Raw genomic sequence first — 20,192 nt, forward strand, 5'->3', positions numbered from 1 at the left:
GGACGGGACGGGACGGGACGGGACGGGACGGGACGGGACGGGACGGGACGGGACGGGACGGGACGGGACGGGACGGGACGGGACGGGACGGGTGCCCGGTTGGGCGGGTGCCCGGTTGGGCGGGTGGGGTCAGGACGCGGCGGCGGCCTTCGCCGCTGCGGCGGCGGCGGACTTGACTGCCTTGGCGGCCTTGGCTGCGGCGCGCAGGCGGGAGACCTCGTAGAGGGTCACTCCGGCCGCGATGCCGGCGTTGAGCGACTCGGTCGACGCGCTGATCGGGATCGAGACGATCGCATCGCAGGTCTCGGTGACGAGGCGGGACAGGCCCTTGCCCTCGCTGCCGACCACGATCACGATCGGGCGTTCGGCGAAGCCGATGCCGAGCTCGGGCAGCTGCGTATCGCCGTCGCCGGCCAGGCCGATGACGAGCACGCCCTGCTCCTTCAGCGACTTGAGCGTCTGGGTCAGGTTGGTCGCCATGGCGACGGGGAGGCGGGCCGCGGCGCCGGCGGAGGTCTTCCAGGCCGACGCAGTCACACCGACGGAGCGACGTTGCGGCACGATCACGCCGTGACCGCCGAACGCGGCCGTCGAACGGATGATCGCGCCCAGGTTGCGGGGGTCAGTGATGCCGTCTAACGCGACGAAGAGGGGCTTGTGGCCGCGGCTGATCGTCAGTTCGAGCAACTCGAGCGGCTGGGCGTACTCGTAGGCGGGCACCTTGAGCGCGAGGCCCTGGTGCACGGAATCGCGGCCGGCCAGACGGTCGAGTTCGGGGCGCATCACCTCGAGCACCGGGATGCCGCGGGTGGTGGCCAGGGTGAGGACCTCCTTCACCCGCTCGTCCATCTCGATGCGCGTGGCGATGTACAGGGCCGTGGCGGGGATCTTCGCCCGCAGCGCCTCGAGAACGGAGTTGCGCCCGGTGACGACCTCATGCTCGTCGATCTGCTTGGCGCGACGGGTCGACGCTCCGCCGCCGCCCGTGTTGCCGGTGCTGGCACCGCGAGGCGCGCTCTTGGGGCCCGCGCCGGTGCGGCTGCGGCCGCCGCCGGCCGCGGTGAAGCGGTCCTGGGCTGCCTTGCGCTTGCCGGCGGGGTGGTACGGACGGTCTTCGGCCTTCGGGGTGGGCTTCTTGCCCTCGAGGGCCTGACGGCCCTGGCCGCCGGAGCCGACCTGCGGTCCCCGGCTGCCCTTGCGCACGGCTCCGGTACGGGACTTGCGGTCTAAGTTCTTCATCAGTCAAAGCTCCAATGGGCACCCGACGGGGTGTCTTCGATGGTAATTCCGGCGGCGACGAGCTCGTCCCGGATACGGTCTGCGGCCGCATAGTCGCGGCCCTGCCTGGCGATTTCGCGGTCATCCAGAAGGCGCTCCACGAGTGCGGTGAGCGCGATCATCGCCGGTTCGTCCGTGGACACGGACCAGCCGGGCGAGAGGGGGTTGATCCCCAGGACCTCGCTCATGGCGAGAACGTGCCCACGCGCGGCTGCCGCGGCGTGCAGATCTTCGGCGTCCAGCGCCGCGTTGCCGGTGCGCACGGTCTCGTGCAGCACGGCGAGGGCCTGGGGGACGGCGAGGTCGTCGTCCATGGCCGCGGCGAATTCGTCCGGTACGATCTCCACGCCGGAGCCCGCGAACCGGGTGTCGGCCAGGCGCCGGTCGGCCCGGTCGAGGAAGCTCTCGATGCGTTCGAGGGCGGCTTCGGCCTCGACGAGTGCATCCTCGTGGTAGTCGATGGTGGAGCGGTAGTGCGCGGCCCCCAGGTAGTAGCGCACGACGATGGCGCGGGCCTGGCCGAGGAGCTCGGCGGCGAAGACGGAGTTGCCGAGCGACTTGGACATCTTCTGCCCGTTGACGTTGACCAGCCCGTTGTGCATCCAGTAGTTCGCGAATCCGTCACCGGCCGCAGCGGACTGGGCGAACTCGTTCTCGTGGTGCGGGAAGCGCAGGTCGAGTCCGCCGCCGTGGATGTCGAAGTGCGGGCCGAGGTACCGGGCCGCCATCGCCGAGCACTCGATGTGCCAGCCCGGACGGCCGGAGCCCCAGGGGGACGGCCAGGAGGCGGACTCGGGCTCCTGGGCTTTATGGCCCTTCCAGAGGGCGAAGTCGCGAGGGTCCTTCTTGCCGCGCGGGTCGGCATCCGCGGCCGCTTCCATATCGCCCCGCTGCTGGCGGGTCAGGACCCCGTATTCGGGCCAGCTCGCGGTGTCGAAGTAGACGTCGCTGGATCCGTCGTCGGCGGGATAGGCGTGGCCGAACTCGATCAGCCGGGAGATCAGGTCCTGCATCTGCTGGATGCTGGCGGTCGCGCGCGGCTCGTAGCTGGGGGCGAGGATGCCCAGCCGCTGGTACCCGGCCGTAAACTCGAGCTCGTAGCGGTACGCGAGCGCCCACCACTGCTCCGTGGTGCCGGCCGCATGGGCCAGGATCTTGTCGTCGATGTCGGTGACGTTGCGCACGAACGTGACGTCGAGGCCCCGGTAGGTGAGCCAGCGACGCAGCTGGTCGTAGACGAGGGCGCTGCGCAGGTGCCCGATGTGAGGGGAGGACTGCACGGTGGGTCCACAGACGTAGACCCCCACGGCGCCGGGCACGCGGGGAGTGAAGTCACGGAGGGCCTGGGCCCGGGAGTCGTACAGTCGCATGGTCACGCTTCCCAGCTTAGGTCAGGGTTCGCGGGGCGTTCGGGGAGAATCAGGGCGGTCGCGATCGCCGCAACGCCTTCGCCCCTGCCCGTGAAGCCGAGCGTATCCGTCGTCGTCGCCGACACGTTGACCGGAGCGTGCAGCAGCGCGCTGAGCAGCGCCTCCGCTTCAGACCGCCGGGGGCTCAGTTTCGGCCGGTTGCCGATGATCTGCACCGCGACGTTGCCGACCCGGAAACCGGCCGCCGTCACCAGTCGGAGGGTTTCGGCCAGGAAGACGTCGCCGTGGGCGCCATCGAAACGAGGGTCCGACGTGCCGAAGATCCCGCCGATGTCGCCGAGGCCGGCAGCGGAGAGGAGCGCGTCGCAGATGGCGTGCACGGCGGCATCGCCGTCGCTGTGGCCGGACAAACCGCGCTCCCCCGGCCAGTGCAGACCCGCCAGCCAGAGGTCGGAGTCCTCGTCGAAGGCGTGGACGTCCATGCCGGTGCCCACCCGGGGGGCGGACGCGCCCGGCAGGGAACTGCCCCGGAGAAGGGATTCGGCCCGGCGCAGGTCCCAGGGGGTGGTGATCTTGAAGGCGAGCGGGTCGCCGGGGATCACGCTGACGGGGTGCCCGGCGGCCGCCACGACGGACGCATCGTCGGTCGCCTCGGCGGTCGCCACGGCGGCGGCGGCCACCAGCATGTCCCGGGGGAATCCCTGGGGCGTCTGCACGGCGGACAACTCGGCCCGGTTCACCGTTCCCGTGATCACCCCGGCGCCAGACACGCTCTTGATCGTGTCCACCACGGCAAGCCCCGGCACGATCCCGTGCCCGGTCGAGCCGACGGCATCGACGACCGCGTCGCACAGCGCGGAGGGAGTGAGCGCCCGGGCCGCGTCGTGCACGAGAACCGTTCGCACCTCGGGCCCGAGCACCGCGAGCCCGCGGTTGACGGACTCCTGCCGGGTCGCGCCGCCCGCAACCACGAGAACGGATGCGTCGTCGCTCACCCGTGCCGCCAGCTCGCGCGCGACGGCCAGGCGGTCCTCCGGCGCCACGACGATGACTTGCGCCGGATCACGCATCCCGAACACGGACACCAGGGCGCGCTCGAGCAGGGTGGCGCCGGCCAGGGGGACGAAGGCCTTGGGCAGCTCGTGCCCGAGCCGGCTGCCGCTGCCGGCGGCGACGACGATGACCGCGACCACGGGCGCGGGGGATTCAGTCATATCAGGAGGCTATCTGGTGGGGTCGTGCGGCAGGGGAAACGCGAAAGGCGGCACCTCACGGCGCCGCCTTCCAACGAGAGCGTGGTTATGAAGCGAGGACCTGGTCGAGAACGGTGGAGGCCTTCTCTTCGTCGGTCTTCTCCGCGAGGGCCAGTTCGGAGATCAGGATCTGCCGGGCCTTGGCCAGCATGCGCTTCTCGCCGGCGGACAGGCCGCGGTCCTGGTCGCGGCGCCACAGGTCGCGGACGACCTCGGAGACCTTGATGACGTCACCGGAGGCGAGCTTCTCCAGGTTGGCCTTGTACCGGCGAGACCAGTTGGTGGGCTCTTCGGTGAACGGCGCGCGCAGCACCTCGAACACCTTGTCGAGTCCTTCTTTGCCGATCACGTCGCGAACGCCGACCAGGTCGACGTTCTCGGCGGGCACCTCGATGGTGAGGTCACCCTGAGTGACATTGAGCTTCAGGTACAGTTTTTCTTCACCCTTGATGATCCGCGTCTTCACCTCGGTGATCGTTGCGGCTCCATGGTGGGGATAAACGACGGTTTCTCCGACCTCAAAAAGCATGTATGGATATCCCTTCAGCAGCGTCTATGATACCACAGCCGTCGGTGGTAGGGTTCGCCGCGCCGATTGGCGCGCCGGGCGGCCCGCTCCAGCCAGTAAGCTGGTGCCAAAGCGAAATTTGCAGCGTTTGGCCATCGGGCAAAACGGTGAACTGTTGTGGAGGTCTTGTGAGAGCTCGAATCATCGTGTCCGTCGTCGTGGCGGCCGGCATCCTGTTGGGAACCAGCGGCTGCAATCTGCTGGCTCCGCAGTCGACGACGGCGAAGTATGACGCCAGCGACGGCGTCAGCGGCGATGTGGGCGACCTCGCCATCCGCAATGCGGTCCTGCTGTCCGAGGACGGCTCCACCGCCAGTCTCCTGGTCACGGTCGTGAACACCGGAGACTCGGCGCACAGCCTCAACGTGCAGTACAAGGGGGCCACGGAGAAGGTCACCCAGAAGGTCAACGTCGACGCGAACTCGAGCGTGACCATCGGTACACCGGATGCCCCGACCGTGTCGGTCACCGACGCCGACACCCAGCCGGGCTCGCTCTTCCCCGTCTTCATGCAGTACGGCAACGAGACCGGCATCGAACTGCTGGTTCCGGTCCTGGACGGCTCCCTGGAGACCTACTCCACGCTCGTTCCGACCGCCGCGCCGTAACCACCAGCAGCCGACCAGGCGCGACCGGCCGGGCCCCGCGGGGCTTGGCCGGCGTCGGCACGCCGCGCGAGCGGTCAGGCTTCGAAGCGGTAGCCCAGCCCGCGCACGGTGACCAGCATCTGCGGCTCCGACGGGGTGGACTCGATCCGTGAACGGATCCGCTTGATGTGCACGTCCAGCGTCTTCGTGTCGCCGAAGTAGTCGGCGCCCCAGACCCGGTCGATCAGCTGGCCCCTGGTGAGAACCCGGCCGGCGTTGCGCAAGAGGTATTCGAGCAGCTCGAACTCCTTCAGCGGCAGGTTCACGGTGTCGTCGGACACCGTGACCGTGTGACTTTCGAGGTCCATCCGCACCGTGCCGGCCGCCAGCACGGTGTCGTCCTCGGCGACCTCCTCGGTGCGCCGCCGGGACACCGCCCGGATGCGGGCCAGCAGTTCCCGGGTCGAGTACGGCTTGGTGACGTAGTCGTCCGCCCCGAGTTCGAGGCCGACCACGATGTCGACCTCGGAGTCCTTGGCGGTCAGCATGATGATCGGCACCGAGGAGCGGGTGCGGATCTCCCGGCACACCTCGGTGCCCGGGATGCCCGGGAGCATCAGGTCGAGCAGGATCAGGTCGGCGCCGGTGCGATCGTATTCGCTGATCGCGCTCGGTCCGTCCTCGGCGACCGTGACCTCGTACCCTTCCCGCTCGAGCAGGAAGCTCAGCGGCTCGCTGAGCGCACGCTCGTCTTCGACCAGCAGAATGTGGGTCACGGGGTGTCTCCTATCGCCGCCGGGGCGGGGTGTGGTGCCTCTGGAAGGCGGATGGTGAATGTCGAGCCGCTGCCGGGCTGGGACCAGACGCGGATGTCCCCGCCATGGATCTGCACCACGTGCTTGACGATCGACAACCCCAGGCCCGTGCCGCCGGTGTGTCTGGACCGAGCCTGGTCCACCCGGAAGAAGCGCTCGAAGATGCGTTCCAGGTCGGCTTCCTGGATGCCCACACCCTGGTCGGTGACGGTGATCTCGACGACGCCGTCGTTGCGGCGCACCCCCACTCCGACCCTCGCCCCCTCCGGAGAGTAGTTCACGGCGTTGGCGACGAGGTTGTGCACCGCCATCACGAGTAGTCGCTCGTCACCGTTCACGAGCGCGCCGGACTTCTTGCCGACGGCGATGGTGATCTTCGCCGCGTCGGCCACCACCCGGCTCAGGTCCACCGCGGAGGCGACGATCGTGTCCACGTTAAGGAGTTCGGGTTCGGTCAGGGCGTCCTGGGCCTGCAAACGGGAGAGTTCGATGATCTCCTGGGTCAGCCGGGTGAGCCGGCCGGACTCGGTCGTGAGGCGGCTGGCGAAGCGCCGCACCTGCACCGGCTCGTCCGCGGCCTGCTCGAGCGCCTCAGCCAGCAATCCCACCGCGGCAATCGGCGTCTTGAGTTCGTGGCTGATGTTCGCGACGAAGTCCCGGCGCACCTCGTCGAGGCGGAACGCCTCCGTGCGGTCCTCGGCCAGGAGGAGCACGTACCGTGTGCCCAGCCGGGCCAGCCGCACGCGCACGCGCATGCTCGCGTCGCCGAAGGGCCCACGGGAGAGCACGAGGTTCTCCGAGACCGGCTCGCCGGTGCGTCGCACCCGCTGGGCCAGTTCCAGCAGTTCCGGATGCACCAGCTGGCGGTTCCAGACCAGCCCCATCGACACCGCCGCCTGCGAGGCCTTGACCACGTTGTTGGAGGGATCGAGGACGGCCCCCGCGGTCTCGAGCGCGTCGAGCACCTGGTCGATGCCGTCGGGAACGGCGGGGTTCACGACCTCGGCCGCCCGCCGGCCGTGACGTTCGGCCACGTGCAGCAGGGTCATGAATCCGGCGCCGACGGCGAGGCCGAGTGCCAGCGACACCAGCACAAGCCCTGTCGATTCCATATACCCAGATTACTGATACTTGTTGCGTCGTCTGACGAAGCAACCCGGCGCCCTGACCGATTCAGGTAGTGTTCAGTATCTCGGCACCTGCCGTTCACCTCGGTCCGCAAGGATCGTGAACGGGGCCAGGTGCGTCTCACGTGTCTGCGCGTACCGCGCGCCCAGGAAGGACCACACACATGCGTGAAGTTTTCCAGCAGGAACTCGCCGAAGTGCAGGATCGTCTCATCGAGATCTCCCGCCTCGTCGCGATCTCCATCGACAAAGCCACTCGGGCCTTCAACGAGTCCGACGTGAGTCTCGCCGACGAAGCGATCAGTGAAGACGAGAAGATCGACGAACTGACCATCGAACTCGACGAGCTCGCCATCACAATCCTCGCCCGCCAGCAGCCGGTCGCGCGCGACCTCCGCATCGTGGTCAGCGCGCTGCGGATCAGCGCGTCCCTCGAGCGGATGGGTGACCTGTCCACGCACATCGCCCAGCTCGCCCGTTACCGCTTCCCGGACAAGGTCGTTCCCAAGAGCCTGCGCGGCACGTTCGCGGAGATGGGCGCGCTCGTCACGGCGATCGCGAAGATGCTGACCGAGCTGCTGACGAACGAGGACATGCTCCTGGCCGAGACCATCCGCAACGAGGACGACAAGGTCGACGCCCTGCACCTCAGCGTGTTCGACGCCGTGCTGGGCGAGACCTGGAAGGGCCAGGCCGCTGACACGGTCGACTCGACGCTCGCCAGCCGCTATCACGAGCGTTTCGCCGACCACGCCGTGTCGATCGCGAAGAAGGTGCAGTACCTCGGCACCGGGGCGTGGCAGCAGAACACCAACGCGTAACCCCGAGCGCGAGAAAGCCCCGGAAGCGATCGACTGCTTCCGGGGCTTTCTTCTTAATGGGGTGCGGGGATGCGGTCTACTTCTTGTTTCCCTGCGCCGCGACGGCGGCGGCGCCGGCGGCGGCGGCCTCCGGGTCGAGGTAGCGGCCGGGGCCGAGAGGCATCAGGTCTTCGCCCAGGCGGTAGACCAGCGGGATGCCGGTCGGGATGTTCAGCTCGGCGATGTCGGCGTCGCTGATGCCGTCAAGGTGCTTGACCAGGGCGCGCAGCGAGTTGCCGTGGGCGGTGACGAGCACCGTCCTGCCCGCGCGGAGGTCGGTCGAGATGTCGGATTCCCAGTAGGGCAGCATCCGGTCGACGACGTCGCTGAGGCATTCGGTGCGCGGCAGGTCGTCGCCGAGGTTCGCGTAACGCACGTCGTGCGCCTGGGACCAGGGGGAATCGTCGGCCAGCACGGGCGGCGGCACGTCGAACGAGCGACGCCAGAGCTGGAACTGTTCGGGGCCGAACTTGGCCAGCGTCTCCGCCTTGTCGAGGCCCTGCAGGGCGCCGTAGTGACGCTCGTTGAGGCGCCAGGAGCGCTTCACGTCGATCCACAGCCGGTCGGCTTCCTCGAGCGCGATGTTCGCGGTCTGGATGGCGCGGGTAAGTAATGAGGTGTGCAGGACGTCGGGCAGCAGGCCCGACTCGGCGAGAAGTTCACCGGCGCGCTTGGCTTCGGCGGCTCCCTGCTCGCTCAGCCTGACGTCCACCCAACCGGTGAAGAGGTTTTCCTGGTTCCATAGGCTTTGGCCGTGACGGAGAAGTATGAGGTTGTATGCATCTGACATGACTTCAACTCTACCGATGTGGCGGGCGCCGGGAGTAAGCGCGGCAGGCGGGACCTAACGACCGGGCGTGCGGATGCCCAGGCGCGGCAGCCGGGGGATCTCGGCGACCGACCCGGCCGACTGCGGCACGATCACTTCCTGCGCCGCGGCGACGGAGATGCCCTGGGACTGCACGTGCAGGGTGACCGTGGCCGGCACCGTGCGTTTGACCACGGCGAGCGCGATCGGCCCGAGCTCGTAGTGGATGGCGCTGGAGGTGATGATTCCGACGCCGCGGTGCTCCTCGGTTGCGTCCGGCAGCTTCCGCACCGCCTGGACCTCGTCACCGTGGGCGGGAAGGACCGAGTCCGAGCCGTCGAGGTGCAGCAGCACCAGGCGCCGGGGCGGGTGGCCGAGGTTGTGCACCTTCGCCACGGTCTCCTGCCCCCGGTAGCAGCCCTTATTGAGGTGCACCGCGGTGCGGAGCCAGTCGAGTTCGTGCGGCAGGGTCTTCTCGTCGACCTCGGTCGCCCGGCGTGGACGCCAGGCGGCGATCCGCAGGGCTTCGAGGGCGAGCAGGCCGGCGACGCCGACCGTGCCGTGGCGCACGGAGTCGCGCAGGGCGGGCAGGGTCGCGCGCGGCACCAGGACCTCGGTCCAGCGCCAGGCGGCTCCGGGGTGAGTGGGGGCATCCGCGTACTGGAAGCCACCGCTCGCGACCTGGTTCCAGGGGTCGTGCCAGACCAGCAGAACACCGTTCGGGGCCGCGGGGCTGAGGGGCAGCGCGGACACGTCCGCCGCCATCGACCCGATTACCGCGTAGGCGAGGGTGTGGTCGACGATCTGCACCCGCAGCGTGAACCGCATCTTGTCGAGCCACGCGTGCAGGCCGGGCAGCTGTGCCGATTCCAGGAGCAGCCAGGTCTCCACGCCGTCGTCGATGACCTGCATCGCGTACTCGACGCGGCCGGTCGGGTCGAGCAGGAGGGTCTCGGAGGATTCTCCCGCGGCCAGGTGGCGCAGCTCCTGGCTGGAGATCGAGTTGAGCCAGGTGAGCCGGTCCGGCCCGGCGACGCTCAGCACCCCGTAATGGGACAAGTCGACGATGGCCTCGCCGGCGAGCAGGCGGCGCTGTTCGGTGAGGGGGCCGCCGTAGTGCGCGGCCACGCCGGCGTCGATCCCGTCGGCCTGCACGGCGCCGTCGAGTTCGAGCAGCGGGGACACGTTTTCCGAGGGCACGTTTTCTGAGGGCACGGATGCGGCGGTCATGGCGCTCTTTCCAGCTGGTTATTCGACGCGCTTGAGGCGTCCGGAGGCGTGCGTTCGCAGGCTCTGGCCGAGTGCGGCGATGTCCCAGGCCCAGAGCAGGTGGCCGTCGACCAGGCCGTAGAGCCTCGTCGCGGCGGAGTAGGGTTTAGCGCCCTGGGTGCGCATCACGGCATCCGTCGCGAGGTCGATCCGCGGACCCTTGACCTCGCCGAGGTAGATCTCCGCGACACCGCCGGGGTGCACGATGGTCACGTCGATGTCGAAACCGCCATCCGCGTTGCGGAGCGTTTCCACCGCCGACGCCGTCACGAACGGATGCGCGCCCTCCGCTGGCAGCAGGCCGGGACCCGGGTCGCCGGCGCCCTGGGGGCGGCTCAGCCGCCAGTACCCGGTTTCGGTCATCAGTGGGGTCTTCTCACCGTTGTCGGAGCCGGGTTCCGGCTCGAGCCAGGTGTACGAGCTGTAGTTCAGGTGCGGCAGGCCGTCATGGCTGAAACTGAGCCGGTGGCCGAACTCGCGGCTGACCGACTCCTCGCCGACGACATAGTCGAGCACTCCCGAGCCCTCCCAGACACCGAGCAGCCACGACAGTGGAACGAGTTCGGCGGGGAGCTGGGTGGGGAGCTCGAACATCGAAGGTTACCGCTGCCCCCGGAACAGCTTGAACAGGACCATGCCGGAGACCCAGGCGATCGACAGGCTCGCCAGCGCGAGAAGCCCCAGGAAGAAGATTTCGAGTGCAAGGGTAGACATGCGTTCACTCTATCCCGCCGCGGGAGGTTCGATTACTAGACGAGGCCAATCAGGGCGAAGATTCCGGAGGCGACCGCGAGCACGACCACCGCTCCGGCCAGGCTCCGCGTCACACGGTCCACGTAGCCGTCCTTACGGCCGGTGGCCAGTTGCACGCAGAGGGTTCCGATCACGCAGCCCGCGAAGGACAGGCCGACCCAGACCAGGTGCTGGCCGGGCAGGGACAACGCTCCCACCAGGACCGCGCACACGACGGCGAAGGCCCAGACCCCCACGACACTTCTCCACTGCCAGCTCACTCTCTTATTCTGCCCTGCCCGGCGATCATTCGGCGGCACGCTAGTATGGGGCCACGATCTTTGGAGGGTGCGCGTGGCCCAGTTGTTGATCCTGACCTCGGCGGTCAACACTGACGTTCTTCCCGCCCTCGCATTGCTGTCGCACAGCACACGCATCATTCCGGCCCAGCCGGATCAGCTCGTTCGTGCGCCCGATTCCGATCTGGTCCTGGTCGACGCGCGCACCAACCTGATCGGGGCCAAGTCCCTCTGCCAGATCCTCCGCACCACCGGGAGCCTGATGCCGGTGCTGCTGGTGATCACGGAAGGCGGTCTCGCGGCGGTGAGCCCGGACTGGGGCGTCGACGACGTCATCCTCGACACGGCCGGACCGGCCGAGGTGGACGCCCGCATCCGTCTGGCCGCCGGTCGTACCCCGCGGCCGGAGGAATCCGCCACCATCCGCGCGGCCGGCGTGGTCATCGACGAGGCCAGCTACTCGGCGAAGGTGCACGGCCGCCCGCTCGACCTCACCTACAAGGAGTTCGAGCTGCTGCGTTTCCTGGCCGCCCACCCGTCGCGGGTCTTCACCCGGGAGCAGCTGCTCAGCGAGGTCTGGGGCTACGACTACTTCGGCGGCACGCGCACGGTCGACGTGCACGTGCGACGGCTGCGCGCCAAGCTCGGCGACCAGGAATCGCTGATCGGCACGGTGCGCAACGTGGGCTACCGCTTCAACGTGACCGAGCAGGACGGGACCCGTGGCATTCATCCGGTCCGCGACTAACCTCTCCGACCCGGCCTTCGCGGCCGAGTTCGACCGCGTCGCCGCGGCGGCGACGGCCCACGACGACTACCAGCCGTTCAACGAGCAGGCCCGATTCGACCTGGCCTCCGGGCGGCGCACGCCGTTCCTCGTGACGAGCGGGGACGCGGACACCCACCCCGGGGACGCGGACACCGGCGTCGTGGGCGCGGGGATCATCGGCGCGGGCGAACTCGACCTCGTGATCGACCCCGCCGCCCGGCGGCTCGGGCACGGCGGCGACGCCCTCGGCCGGCTTTTGACGGATGCCCCGGGCGACCTCCGCCTGTGGTCACACGGTGACCACCCGGCGGCCCGGGCCCTGGCCGAACGCTTCGGGTTCGCCGCCGAACGCACCCTGCTGCAGCTGCGGAAGGACCTGACGGCCGCCCCGCCCGTTCCGGACGGGGCCGACCCGGCGAACCCGGCCCACCTCGCCCACCCGGCGGACGGCATCGTCATCGAGGCGTTCCGGCCCGGCACGCACGACGCGGACTGGGTGGCGCTCAACGCGCTCGTCTTCGCGAGCCACCCGGAACAGGGACTGATCACCGAGCAGGACCTCGCGGCCCGCCAGGCGGAATCCTGGTTCGACGCCGGCGACTTCCTGCTCGCCCGGGAGGCCGCGTCCGGCCGACTACTCGGCTACAACTGGCTCAAGGTGGAGCCCGGCTCCCCCGTCGGCGAAATCTACGTCATCGGCGTGCATCCGGATGCCGCCGGGCGCGGCCTCGGCCGCCGGCTCATGCAGGCCGGCCTCGACCGCCTCCGCGAACGCGGCTGCAGCACCGTGGATCTCTACGTGGAGGCCGACAGCGTCGCGGCGGTGAACCTGTACCGCTCCCTCGGTTTCACCGACCGAACGGTCGATGTGCAGTACCACCGACACATTCGTTAGCCGGTGTTCATGCCGGATCGTCGCATCCGTGTGCCTCACAGTGTCAAGATGGGGAGATGGACGGCGATAACATCCAGACCGAATCGGGACTGGGCAGCGACTTTGACGACGACTTCGATCCCCTGATCGGAGTGAACGATCCGGCGTTACCCAAGGAGCGGTACCTCGACCGCGAACTGAGCTGGCTGGCGTTCAACCAGCGGGTGCTCGAACTCGCCGAGGATCCCGACCTGCCGGCGCTGGAGCGGGCGAACTTCCTCGCCATCTTCGCCAGCAACCTGGACGAATTCTTCATGGTGCGGGTGGCCGGACTGAAACGGCGCATCCTCACCGGGCTGGCCGTGCCGACCAACATCGGGCGCGCACCCCAGGACGCCCTCTCCGACATCTCCGCCACGGCGCACGTGCTGCAGGACCGGCACGCCCACGCGTTCCAGGACCTCGTCAGCCCGGCCCTGGCCGAAGCCGGGATCGACATCGTCAACTGGGACACCCTGGACGAAGCCGACCGCCGTTCCCTGCGCGACTACTTCTCGAACCAGATCTTCCCGGTGCTGATGCCGCTCGCCGTCGATCCGGTGCACCCGTTCCCGTACATTTCGGGGCTCTCGCTCAACCTCGCCGTGCGCGTGCGCAACTCGAAGACCGGCAAGCAGGAGTTCGCCCGGCTCAAGGTGCCCACCATGCTCCCGCGCTTCGTGCGCGTGGACCGCCGGGAGAACGTCGACAGCGTGCGCTTCATCACCCTCGAGGACCTGATCGCGAACCACCTCGGCGACCTGTTCCCCGGCATGGACATCCTCGAACACCACGTCTTCCGGGTCACCCGCAACGAAGACGTCGAGATCGAAGAGGACGAGACCGAGAACCTGATCAAGGCCCTCGAGAAGGAGCTGCTGCGTCGCCGCTTCGGCCCGCCCATCCGCCTCGAGATCACCGAGGACATGGACGAGGTCACCCTCGGCCTGCTGGTGCGCGAGCTCGACGTGACCGAGCAGGAGGTCTACCGCCTGCCCGCGCCGCTCGACCTGGGCGGCCTGTTCGACCTGCGCATCGACCGGCCCGACCTGCGGTACGCCAAGCATGTCCCGACGACGGCCGTGCAGCTGCTCGCGCCCGAGCCCAACGCGGAACCGGACATCTTCAGCGCCATCGGCCGCCGGGACATCCTGCTGCACCACCCCTACGAGTCGTTCGCGACCAGCGTGCAGGCGTTCCTGGAGCAGGCCGCCGCCGACCCGAACGTGCTCGCCATCAAGCAGACCCTGTACCGCACCTCCGGGGACAGCCCCATCGTGGAAGCGCTCATCGCCGCCGCCGAATCCGGCAAGCAGGTGCTCGCGCTGGTCGAGATCAAGGCCCGCTTCGACGAGCAGGCGAACATCACCTGGGCCCGCAAGCTCGAAAAGGCCGGCGTGCACGTGGTCTACGGCCTCGTCGGCCTGAAGACCCACTGCAAGCTCGCCCTCGTCGTGCGGAACGAAGGCGGGGTGCTGCGCCACTACAGCCACATCGGCACCGGCAACTACAACCCCAAGACCAGCCGGATGTATGAGGACCTCGGTCTCCTGACTGCGGACCCGCAGGTCGGGAAGGACCTCACCCGGCTGTTCAACGAGCTCTCCGGCTACGCCATCGAGAAGAAGTTCAAGCGCCTGCTCGTGGCGCCGCTGCACCTGCGCCGAGGGCTGCTCAAGAGCATCGCGGCGGAGACCGCAGCCGCCCAGGCCGGCAAGCCCTCCGGCATCCGGATCAAGGTCAACTCCATGGTCGACGAGGCCATCATCGACGCTCTCTACCGGGCCAGCCAGGCCCGGGTGCCGGTCGAGATCTGGGTACGCGGCATCTGCAGTCTCAAACCGGGCGTGCCCGGGATGAGCGAGAACATCAAGGTGCGCTCCATCCTCGGCCGCTACCTCGAACACTCGCGGATCTTCTCCTTCCACACGAACGGCGACCCGCAGGTCTACATCGGCAGCGCCGACATGATGCACCGCAACCTCGACCGCCGCGTCGAGGCACTGGTGCGCCTGGTCGACCCTGACCACCTCACCGAAATCGACGCCCTCTTCACCCGGGCGATGGACGACCGCACCTCGTCGTGGTGGCTGGACAGCTCGGGCGAGTGGACCAGACACCACCAGGACGAATCCGGGCAGCCGCTCGACGACATGCAGAACAGGCTCATGCAACAAATCTCCCTCCGCAAGCGCCCAACGGGCCGTCGATGACCGACCCCGTCTACGCCGCCGGCGCCGTCTGCTGGCGTTTGATCGACGGCAAGATGAACGTCCTGCTGATCCACCGCACCGTGTACGGCGACGTGACCATTCCGAAGGGGAAACTCGATCCGGGTGAAACGCTGCCGCAGACGGCCGTGCGCGAGATCGAAGAGGAGACCGGGCTGGCCGTGGCCCTGGGGGTGCCGCTGGGCATCTCGGCCTACTCTCTGCTCAACGGACGCGAGAAGATCGTGCACTACTGGGCCGCGGAGGTCTCCCCGGAAGCCATCCAGCAGTCGACGTTCGTCCCGAACGGCGAGGTGGCCGCGATCGAGTGGGTCACCATCAAGAAGGCCCGAACCTACCTGAGCTACACGCCCGACGTCGACATCATCGACGCGTTCGCGAAACTCGTCGACACCGGCGTCACCCGCACGTTCGCCCTGATCGCGCTCCGGCACGCCAAGGCGGTGCAGCCGGGCAACTGGGACGGCACGGACAGCAGCAGGCCCCTCACCGAGCGGGGCGTGAAGCAGGCCACCGCCATCGTGCCCACGATCACCGCCTGGCAGCCGCGCCGGATCGTGTCGAGCACGGCGACCCGCTGTGTGACCACCGTCGCCCCGTTGGCCGCGGCCACGGGCATCCCGGTCAAGCGCACCGAGCGGTACAGTCAGGACGCGTTCGAGCAGGGCACCGCGGATGTGCGGTCCGGCATCGGCAAGCGGGTGCGGTCGCGCAAGACGGCCGTCATCTGCAGCCACGGGCCGGTGCTGCCGAAGATCCTGCACGAGATCGCCCTCGCCACGGGCAGCACATACGGTTCCTACATTTCGGATGCCGCGGCGCTGGAAACGGGATCGTTCTCGGTCGTGCACCTCTCCGCCGACAATCCGAGCGCCGGGATCGTCGCGATCGAAACCCACTCGCCCGCGGTCTGACCGGGCATTCCTTCAACGCGTGGTGGCGGACCCATAGCGGCCCGCCACGATGCGTTAACCTTCCGTTCACCTGCGTGCAGGGGTGTCGTTAACCACGAGGAATAGTGTCTCCCCGAGGCCAGCACCGGTCTCGACTACGCAGTCATTTTCTTTGCAGTCAACCCTCGAAAGGGATCCTTGTGAACTTCACGCGTTTTGGCCGACCCGCGGTCATCGCCGTCGTTGCCGCTCTTGCACTGTCTTCTTGTGCCTCGAACGAATCCGCCACTCCTGCCAGCACCGAGGGCGCTGCCAGCGCTCTCACCGGCACCCTCACCGGCGCCGGTTCCTCCGCGCAGGGCTCGGCCCAGGAAGCCTGGATCGCAGCGTTCCAGACGGCCAACCCCGACGTCACGGTCAACTACGACCCGTCCGGCTCCGGCGCCGGCCGCGAAACCTTCATCGGCGGCGGCTCCGACTTCGCCGGCAGTGACTCCTACCTCAAGGACGAAGAGCTGGCCGGCACGTTCGCCGCCTGCGCTCCCGGCTCCTCGGCCGTCGACCTCCCGGTCTACATCTCCCCGATCGCCGTGATCTTCAACGTCGAGGGCGTCAAAGACCTCAACCTGGACTCCGACACGCTCGCCAAGATCTTCAAGGGCGAGATCACGACCTGGAACGACCCGGCCATCGCCGCGTTGAACCCGAAGGCGACGCTCCCCGCGACCGCGATCACCGCCGTGCACCGCTCGGACGACTCCGGCACCACCAAGAACTTCACGGACTACCTGTTCCAGACCGCCCCCGACGTGTGGACCGATGCACCGGCCGACCCGTTCCCGCTGCAGTCCGGTGAGGGCGCCAAGGGCACCTCCGGTGTCGTCGACGCCGTCACCAACGGCGTGGGCACCATCGGCTACGCGGATGCCTCGAAGGCCGGCGACCTCGGCGTCGCCAAGATCAAGGTCGGCGACAAGTTCGTCGGCTACACGGCCGATGCTGCTGCCGCCGTCGTCGCCGACTCGCCCCTCGTCGAAGGCCGCGACAAGAGCGACCTCGCCATCAAGATCAACCGTCTCACCACGGACCCGACGCACTACCCGCTCGTTCTCGTGAGCTACGCCGTCGTCTGCACCGAGTACGCCGACGCAGCACAGGGCGAACTGGTCAAGGCCTACGTCAGCTACATGGCCGGCTCCGACGGCCAGTCCGTCGCCGCATCCGCCGGTGGCGCCGCGCCGCTGTCAACCGAACTCGCCGACAAGGTCTCCGCAGTTCTCGCCACCATCAAGTAACACTCGTCACCAGCATCACCTCAGGTCAGCCCGGTTCGGGAGGCGTCGCATTGCATGCGCCTCCCGGACCGGGCAGACTGAGGTTTGTGGCCAGCGGCTCGAACCTCCCCCACACTCACCACCTCACCACCTCAGGGAGATGCCAGGCATGACCACCGCAGTTGCCCGTGGAACGATCCGGGCGCCTCAGCGCCCGGGCGACCGCATCTTCTCCACCGCCACGGTGGTCTCCGGCGGCCTGATCCTCGCCGTGCTCGCCTCCGTTGCCGCCTTCCTGCTGGTGCAGAGCCTCCCCGCCTTCGTGGCCAAGCCGGAGGACTTCACCGGCGGCTACACCAACTTCTGGTCCTACGTCTGGCCGCTCGCCTTCGGCACGCTCTGGTCCGCGTTCCTGGCCCTGCTCATCGCCGTTCCACTGGCCATCGGCATCGCGCTGTTCATCTCCCACTACGCTCCCCGCAAGCTCTCGCAGGGACTGGGCTACATCGTCGACCTGCTCGCCGCCGTGCCATCCGTGGTCTTCGGCCTCTGGGGCATCGGCGTTCTCGCGCCGCTGCTGCAGCCCTTCTACGCCACCCTGGTGGCATGGTTCGGCTGGATCCCGCTCTTCGCCGGTCCCGTCTCCGGCACCGGCCGCACGATCCTGACGGTCGCGATCGTGCTGGCCGTCATGGTGCTGCCGATCATCACCGCCCTGTGCCGGGAGATCTTCCTGCAGACCCCCGTTCTCTACGAGGAGGCGTCCCTCGCCCTCGGAGCGACCCGCTGGGAAATGATCGCGATGGCCGTGCTGCCCTTCGGCCGCTCCGGAATCATCTCGGCGTCGATGCTCGGACTGGGCCGCGCGCTGGGTGAGACGATGGCCGTGGCCATGGTGCTCTCACCCAGCTCCCAGGTGGTCTTCCAGCTGCTCACCTCGCAGAACCCCACCACGATCGCCGCCAACATCGCCCTGAACTTCCCGGAGGCGCACGGGACCGGCGTGAACATCCTGCTGGCTACCGGCCTGGTGCTCTTCGTGATCACGCTGGCCGTGAACATGGTCGCCCGCCTGATCATCAACCGCCGCAAGGCCTTCTCGGGAGCGAACTGATGAGCACGACCACCATGGCGGCGCCCATGACGAACTCGCTCACGGCCGGCAAGCTTCCGAAGCACTCGGGCCTCGCCGTGCTGCTGGGCAGCTGGCTGGTCACCGCCGCGGTGTTCTTCGTGGTGCAGCTCTCCGGAGCCAGCGAGAGCTTCAACATCGCCGGCACGCTCTTCTTCGGCACGGTGCTCTACTGCGTCGCGATCTACCTGCTGTCCTACTTCGTCGAGGGCGTGCGCAAGGCCAAGGACCGTCTGGTCACCGCCCTGGTCACCGCCGCCTTCGTGGTGGCCCTGCTCCCGCTCATCTCCCTGGTGGCCACCACGGTGATCAACGGCCTGCCCGCCTTCCTCACCCCGACGTTCTTCACGGCGTCCCAGCGCAACGTGGTCGGCGCGGGTGGCGGCGCCCTGCACGCCGTGATGGGCACGCTGCTGATCACGGGAGTCGCCACCCTCATCTCGGTGCCGATCGGGCTGCTCACGGCGATCTACCTGACCGAGTACGGCCGGGGCCGGCTGTCTCGGGCGATCACCTTCTTCGTCGACGTGATGACGGGCATCCCCTCGATCGTCGCGGGCCTCTTCGCCTTCGCCCTGTTCTCCCTGCTGTTCAACGACCCGGGCATCCGGTTCGGTTTCGGTGGCGCGATCGCCCTGTCGGTGCTGATGATCCCGGTGGTCGTGCGCTCGAGCGAGGAGATGCTCAAGCTCGTGCCGAACGAGCTGCGCGAGGCCGCGTACGCGCTCGGCGTGCCGAAGTGGCTGACCATCCTGAAGGTCGTTCTGCCCACCTCCTTGGCCGGTATCGTCACCGGCATCATGATCTCGATCGCACGCGTGATCGGCGAGACCGCGCCGCTGCTGATCATCTCCGGGTTCACGGCGAGCATGAACTACGACCTGTTCAACGAGCGCATGATGACCCTTCCGGTGTTCGTGTACACGCAGTACGCCAACCAGGGCGCTGACACCCAGGCCTACCTGGACCGGGCCTGGGCCGGCGCGCTCACCCTCGTCCTGATCGTGATGCTGCTGAACGCCCTCGCCCGCATCATCGCCAAACTCTTCTCCCCCAAGCTCGGCCGCTAGGCTCCACCGGCGGCCGCTGGCCGTCCAACTCGAAGGAATGCATGTCCAAGCGCATTGAAGTCAACGACCTCAACGTCTATTACAGCAAGTTCTTGGCTGTCGAAGGCGTGTCGCTGACGATCGAGCCTCGCACCGTGACGGCCCTGATCGGGCCCAGCGGGTGCGGCAAGTCCACGTTCCTGCGCACCCTCAACCGCATGCACGAGGTCATCCCGGGGGCCTACGTCACCGGCGAGGTGCTCATCGACGGCAACAACCTCTACGGCCCCGGCGTGGACCCGGTGCTCGTGCGCCGGCAGGTCGGGATGGTGTTCCAGCGCCCGAACCCGTTCCCCACCATGTCGATCGGCGACAACGTGCTGGCCGGCGTGAAACTCAACAACCGCCGGATGGCCAAGACCGACGCCGACGACCTGATCGAGAAGTCCCTGCAGGGTGCGAACCTCTGGAACGAGGTCAAGGACCGGCTCGACAAGCCCGGCTCGAGCCTCTCCGGCGGTCAGCAGCAGCGCCTCTGCATCGCGCGGGCGATCGCAGTGCAGCCCGACGTCATCCTGATGGACGAGCCCTGCTCGGCCCTCGACCCGATCTCGACGCTCGCGATCGAGGACCTGATCGAGGAGATGAAGTCCGAATACACGATCGTGATCGTCACTCACAACATGCAGCAGGCATCCCGGGTCTCCGACCGCACCGGCTTCTTCAACATCGCCGGCACCGGCAAGCCCGGCAAGCTGATCGAGTACGACGACACGACCACGATCTTCTCCAACCCGAGCATTCAGGCCACCGAGGACTACGTCTCCGGCCGCTTCGGCTAACCCGCCGCCCACCCCGGCTCGCCCCGCACGAGGGCCTGCCCCGAACGAATTCGACGGAGATTTTGGCCAAAACGCGCCAAAATCGCCTGATCCGGCCCCGTGGGAGCAGAATCTCCGTCGAAT

At 68.3% G+C, this 20,192-nt stretch carries 20 protein-coding genes; 10 read left to right on the plus strand and 10 right to left on the minus strand.

Translation table 11 applies throughout. The annotated features are described in order from the left end of the window. Nucleotides 1–129: 129 nt before the first annotated feature. The 4 genes from rlmB to E3T24_RS01840 all read right to left on the minus strand — a co-directional run bounded on the left by rlmB (nt 130) and on the right by E3T24_RS01840 (nt 4,430). Nucleotides 130–1,239 (minus strand): 23S rRNA (guanosine(2251)-2'-O)-methyltransferase RlmB, encoded by a 1,110-nt coding sequence (rlmB, locus tag E3T24_RS01825; RefSeq protein WP_134365281.1) that lies wholly within the window; start codon nt 1,237–1,239, stop codon nt 130–132. Continuing rightward, the gene (cysS, locus tag E3T24_RS01830; protein WP_134365282.1) at nt 1,239–2,654 is read right to left on the minus strand and encodes a cysteine--tRNA ligase; all 1,416 of its coding nucleotides are present in this window, start codon (nt 2,652–2,654) and stop codon (nt 1,239–1,241) included. Before cysS ends, rlmB begins: the two co-directional genes overlap by 1 nt. Next, a complete protein-coding gene (ispD, locus tag E3T24_RS01835) occupies nt 2,651–3,862 on the minus strand; it encodes a 2-C-methyl-D-erythritol 4-phosphate cytidylyltransferase (RefSeq protein WP_134365283.1) in 1,212 nt (403 codons plus the stop codon). The genes cysS and ispD overlap by 4 nt, the downstream gene beginning before the upstream one ends. 85 nt (nt 3,863–3,947) lie before the next feature. Beyond that, nucleotides 3,948–4,430, minus strand: a complete 483-nt coding sequence (locus E3T24_RS01840; protein ID WP_134365284.1) for a CarD family transcriptional regulator — start codon at nt 4,428–4,430, stop codon at nt 3,948–3,950. 167 nt (nt 4,431–4,597) lie between these two features. Here E3T24_RS01840 and E3T24_RS01845 point away from each other — a divergent pair, with 167 nt between their 5' ends. Further along, the gene (locus tag E3T24_RS01845; protein WP_134365285.1) at nt 4,598–5,077 is read left to right on the plus strand and encodes a hypothetical protein; all 480 of its coding nucleotides are present in this window, start codon (nt 4,598–4,600) and stop codon (nt 5,075–5,077) included. Nucleotides 5,078–5,151: 74 nt separating this feature from the next. Here E3T24_RS01845 and E3T24_RS01850 read toward each other — a convergent pair whose 3' ends face one another. Both E3T24_RS01850 and E3T24_RS01855 read right to left on the minus strand, forming a co-directional pair. Further along, nucleotides 5,152–5,832, minus strand: coding sequence for a response regulator transcription factor (locus E3T24_RS01850; protein WP_134365286.1), 681 nt, complete (start codon nt 5,830–5,832; stop codon nt 5,152–5,154). After that, nucleotides 5,829–6,983, minus strand: a complete 1,155-nt coding sequence (locus E3T24_RS01855; protein ID WP_134365287.1) for an ATP-binding protein — start codon at nt 6,981–6,983, stop codon at nt 5,829–5,831. The genes E3T24_RS01850 and E3T24_RS01855 overlap by 4 nt, the downstream gene beginning before the upstream one ends. A gap of 179 nt (nt 6,984–7,162) precedes the next feature. Between E3T24_RS01855 and phoU the strand changes: the two genes are divergently transcribed. Beyond that, on the plus strand, nt 7,163–7,819 hold the full coding sequence (gene phoU / locus E3T24_RS01860) for a phosphate signaling complex protein PhoU (protein WP_134365288.1): 657 nt from the start codon (nt 7,163–7,165) through the stop codon (nt 7,817–7,819). Between the two features lie 76 nt (nt 7,820–7,895). Here phoU and E3T24_RS01865 read toward each other — a convergent pair whose 3' ends face one another. From E3T24_RS01865 to E3T24_RS01880, 4 genes are all read right to left on the minus strand, one after another. Then, the gene (locus E3T24_RS01865; protein ID WP_134365289.1) at nt 7,896–8,648 is read right to left on the minus strand and encodes a phosphoglyceromutase; all 753 of its coding nucleotides are present in this window, start codon (nt 8,646–8,648) and stop codon (nt 7,896–7,898) included. 54 nt (nt 8,649–8,702) lie between these two features. Next, nucleotides 8,703–9,896: a folate-binding protein YgfZ gene (locus E3T24_RS01870; RefSeq protein WP_134365290.1), complete on the minus strand. Its 1,194-nt coding sequence runs from the start codon at nt 9,894–9,896 to the stop codon at nt 8,703–8,705. An 18-nt stretch (nt 9,897–9,914) separates the two neighbouring features. Beyond that, the gene (locus E3T24_RS01875; protein ID WP_134365291.1) at nt 9,915–10,529 is read right to left on the minus strand and encodes an FABP family protein; all 615 of its coding nucleotides are present in this window, start codon (nt 10,527–10,529) and stop codon (nt 9,915–9,917) included. Nucleotides 10,530–10,684: 155 nt separating this feature from the next. Further along, nucleotides 10,685–10,948, minus strand: a complete 264-nt coding sequence (locus tag E3T24_RS01880) for a hypothetical protein (protein WP_134365292.1) — start codon at nt 10,946–10,948, stop codon at nt 10,685–10,687. A 73-nt stretch (nt 10,949–11,021) separates the two neighbouring features. Between E3T24_RS01880 and E3T24_RS01885 the strand changes: the two genes are divergently transcribed. The 8 genes from E3T24_RS01885 to pstB all read left to right on the plus strand — a co-directional run bounded on the left by E3T24_RS01885 (nt 11,022) and on the right by pstB (nt 20,069). Then, entirely contained in the window at nt 11,022–11,714 is a 693-nt protein-coding gene (locus E3T24_RS01885) for a response regulator transcription factor (protein WP_241976268.1), read from the plus strand. After that, nucleotides 11,689–12,630: a mycothiol synthase gene (gene mshD / locus E3T24_RS01890; protein ID WP_134365293.1), complete on the plus strand. Its 942-nt coding sequence runs from the start codon at nt 11,689–11,691 to the stop codon at nt 12,628–12,630. The genes E3T24_RS01885 and mshD overlap by 26 nt, the downstream gene beginning before the upstream one ends. Nucleotides 12,631–12,686: 56 nt before the next feature. Next, nucleotides 12,687–14,861: an RNA degradosome polyphosphate kinase gene (locus E3T24_RS01895; protein WP_134365294.1), complete on the plus strand. Its 2,175-nt coding sequence runs from the start codon at nt 12,687–12,689 to the stop codon at nt 14,859–14,861. Then, nucleotides 14,858–15,793, plus strand: a complete 936-nt coding sequence (locus E3T24_RS01900; RefSeq protein WP_134365295.1) for an NUDIX domain-containing protein — start codon at nt 14,858–14,860, stop codon at nt 15,791–15,793. Before E3T24_RS01895 ends, E3T24_RS01900 begins: the two co-directional genes overlap by 4 nt. 179 nt (nt 15,794–15,972) lie before the next feature. Beyond that, complete coding sequence (gene pstS, locus E3T24_RS01905) at nt 15,973–17,067, plus strand: phosphate ABC transporter substrate-binding protein PstS (protein ID WP_134403388.1); 1,095 nt, start codon at nt 15,973–15,975, stop codon at nt 17,065–17,067. Nucleotides 17,068–17,215: 148 nt separating this feature from the next. Further along, on the plus strand, nt 17,216–18,160 hold the full coding sequence (pstC, locus tag E3T24_RS01910; protein WP_134365297.1) for a phosphate ABC transporter permease subunit PstC: 945 nt from the start codon (nt 17,216–17,218) through the stop codon (nt 18,158–18,160). Next, nucleotides 18,160–19,248, plus strand: a complete 1,089-nt coding sequence (gene pstA / locus E3T24_RS01915) for a phosphate ABC transporter permease PstA (protein WP_134365298.1) — start codon at nt 18,160–18,162, stop codon at nt 19,246–19,248. The genes pstC and pstA overlap by 1 nt, the downstream gene beginning before the upstream one ends. A 41-nt stretch (nt 19,249–19,289) precedes the next feature. Continuing rightward, nucleotides 19,290–20,069, plus strand: a complete 780-nt coding sequence (gene pstB, locus E3T24_RS01920; RefSeq protein WP_134365299.1) for a phosphate ABC transporter ATP-binding protein PstB — start codon at nt 19,290–19,292, stop codon at nt 20,067–20,069. The last annotated feature ends 123 nt before the right edge of the window (nt 20,070–20,192 follow it).

It is taken from the genome of Cryobacterium sp. TmT2-59 (assembly GCF_004403545.1).
In the GTDB taxonomy this organism is placed as follows: domain Bacteria; phylum Actinomycetota; class Actinomycetes; order Actinomycetales; family Microbacteriaceae; genus Cryobacterium; species Cryobacterium shii.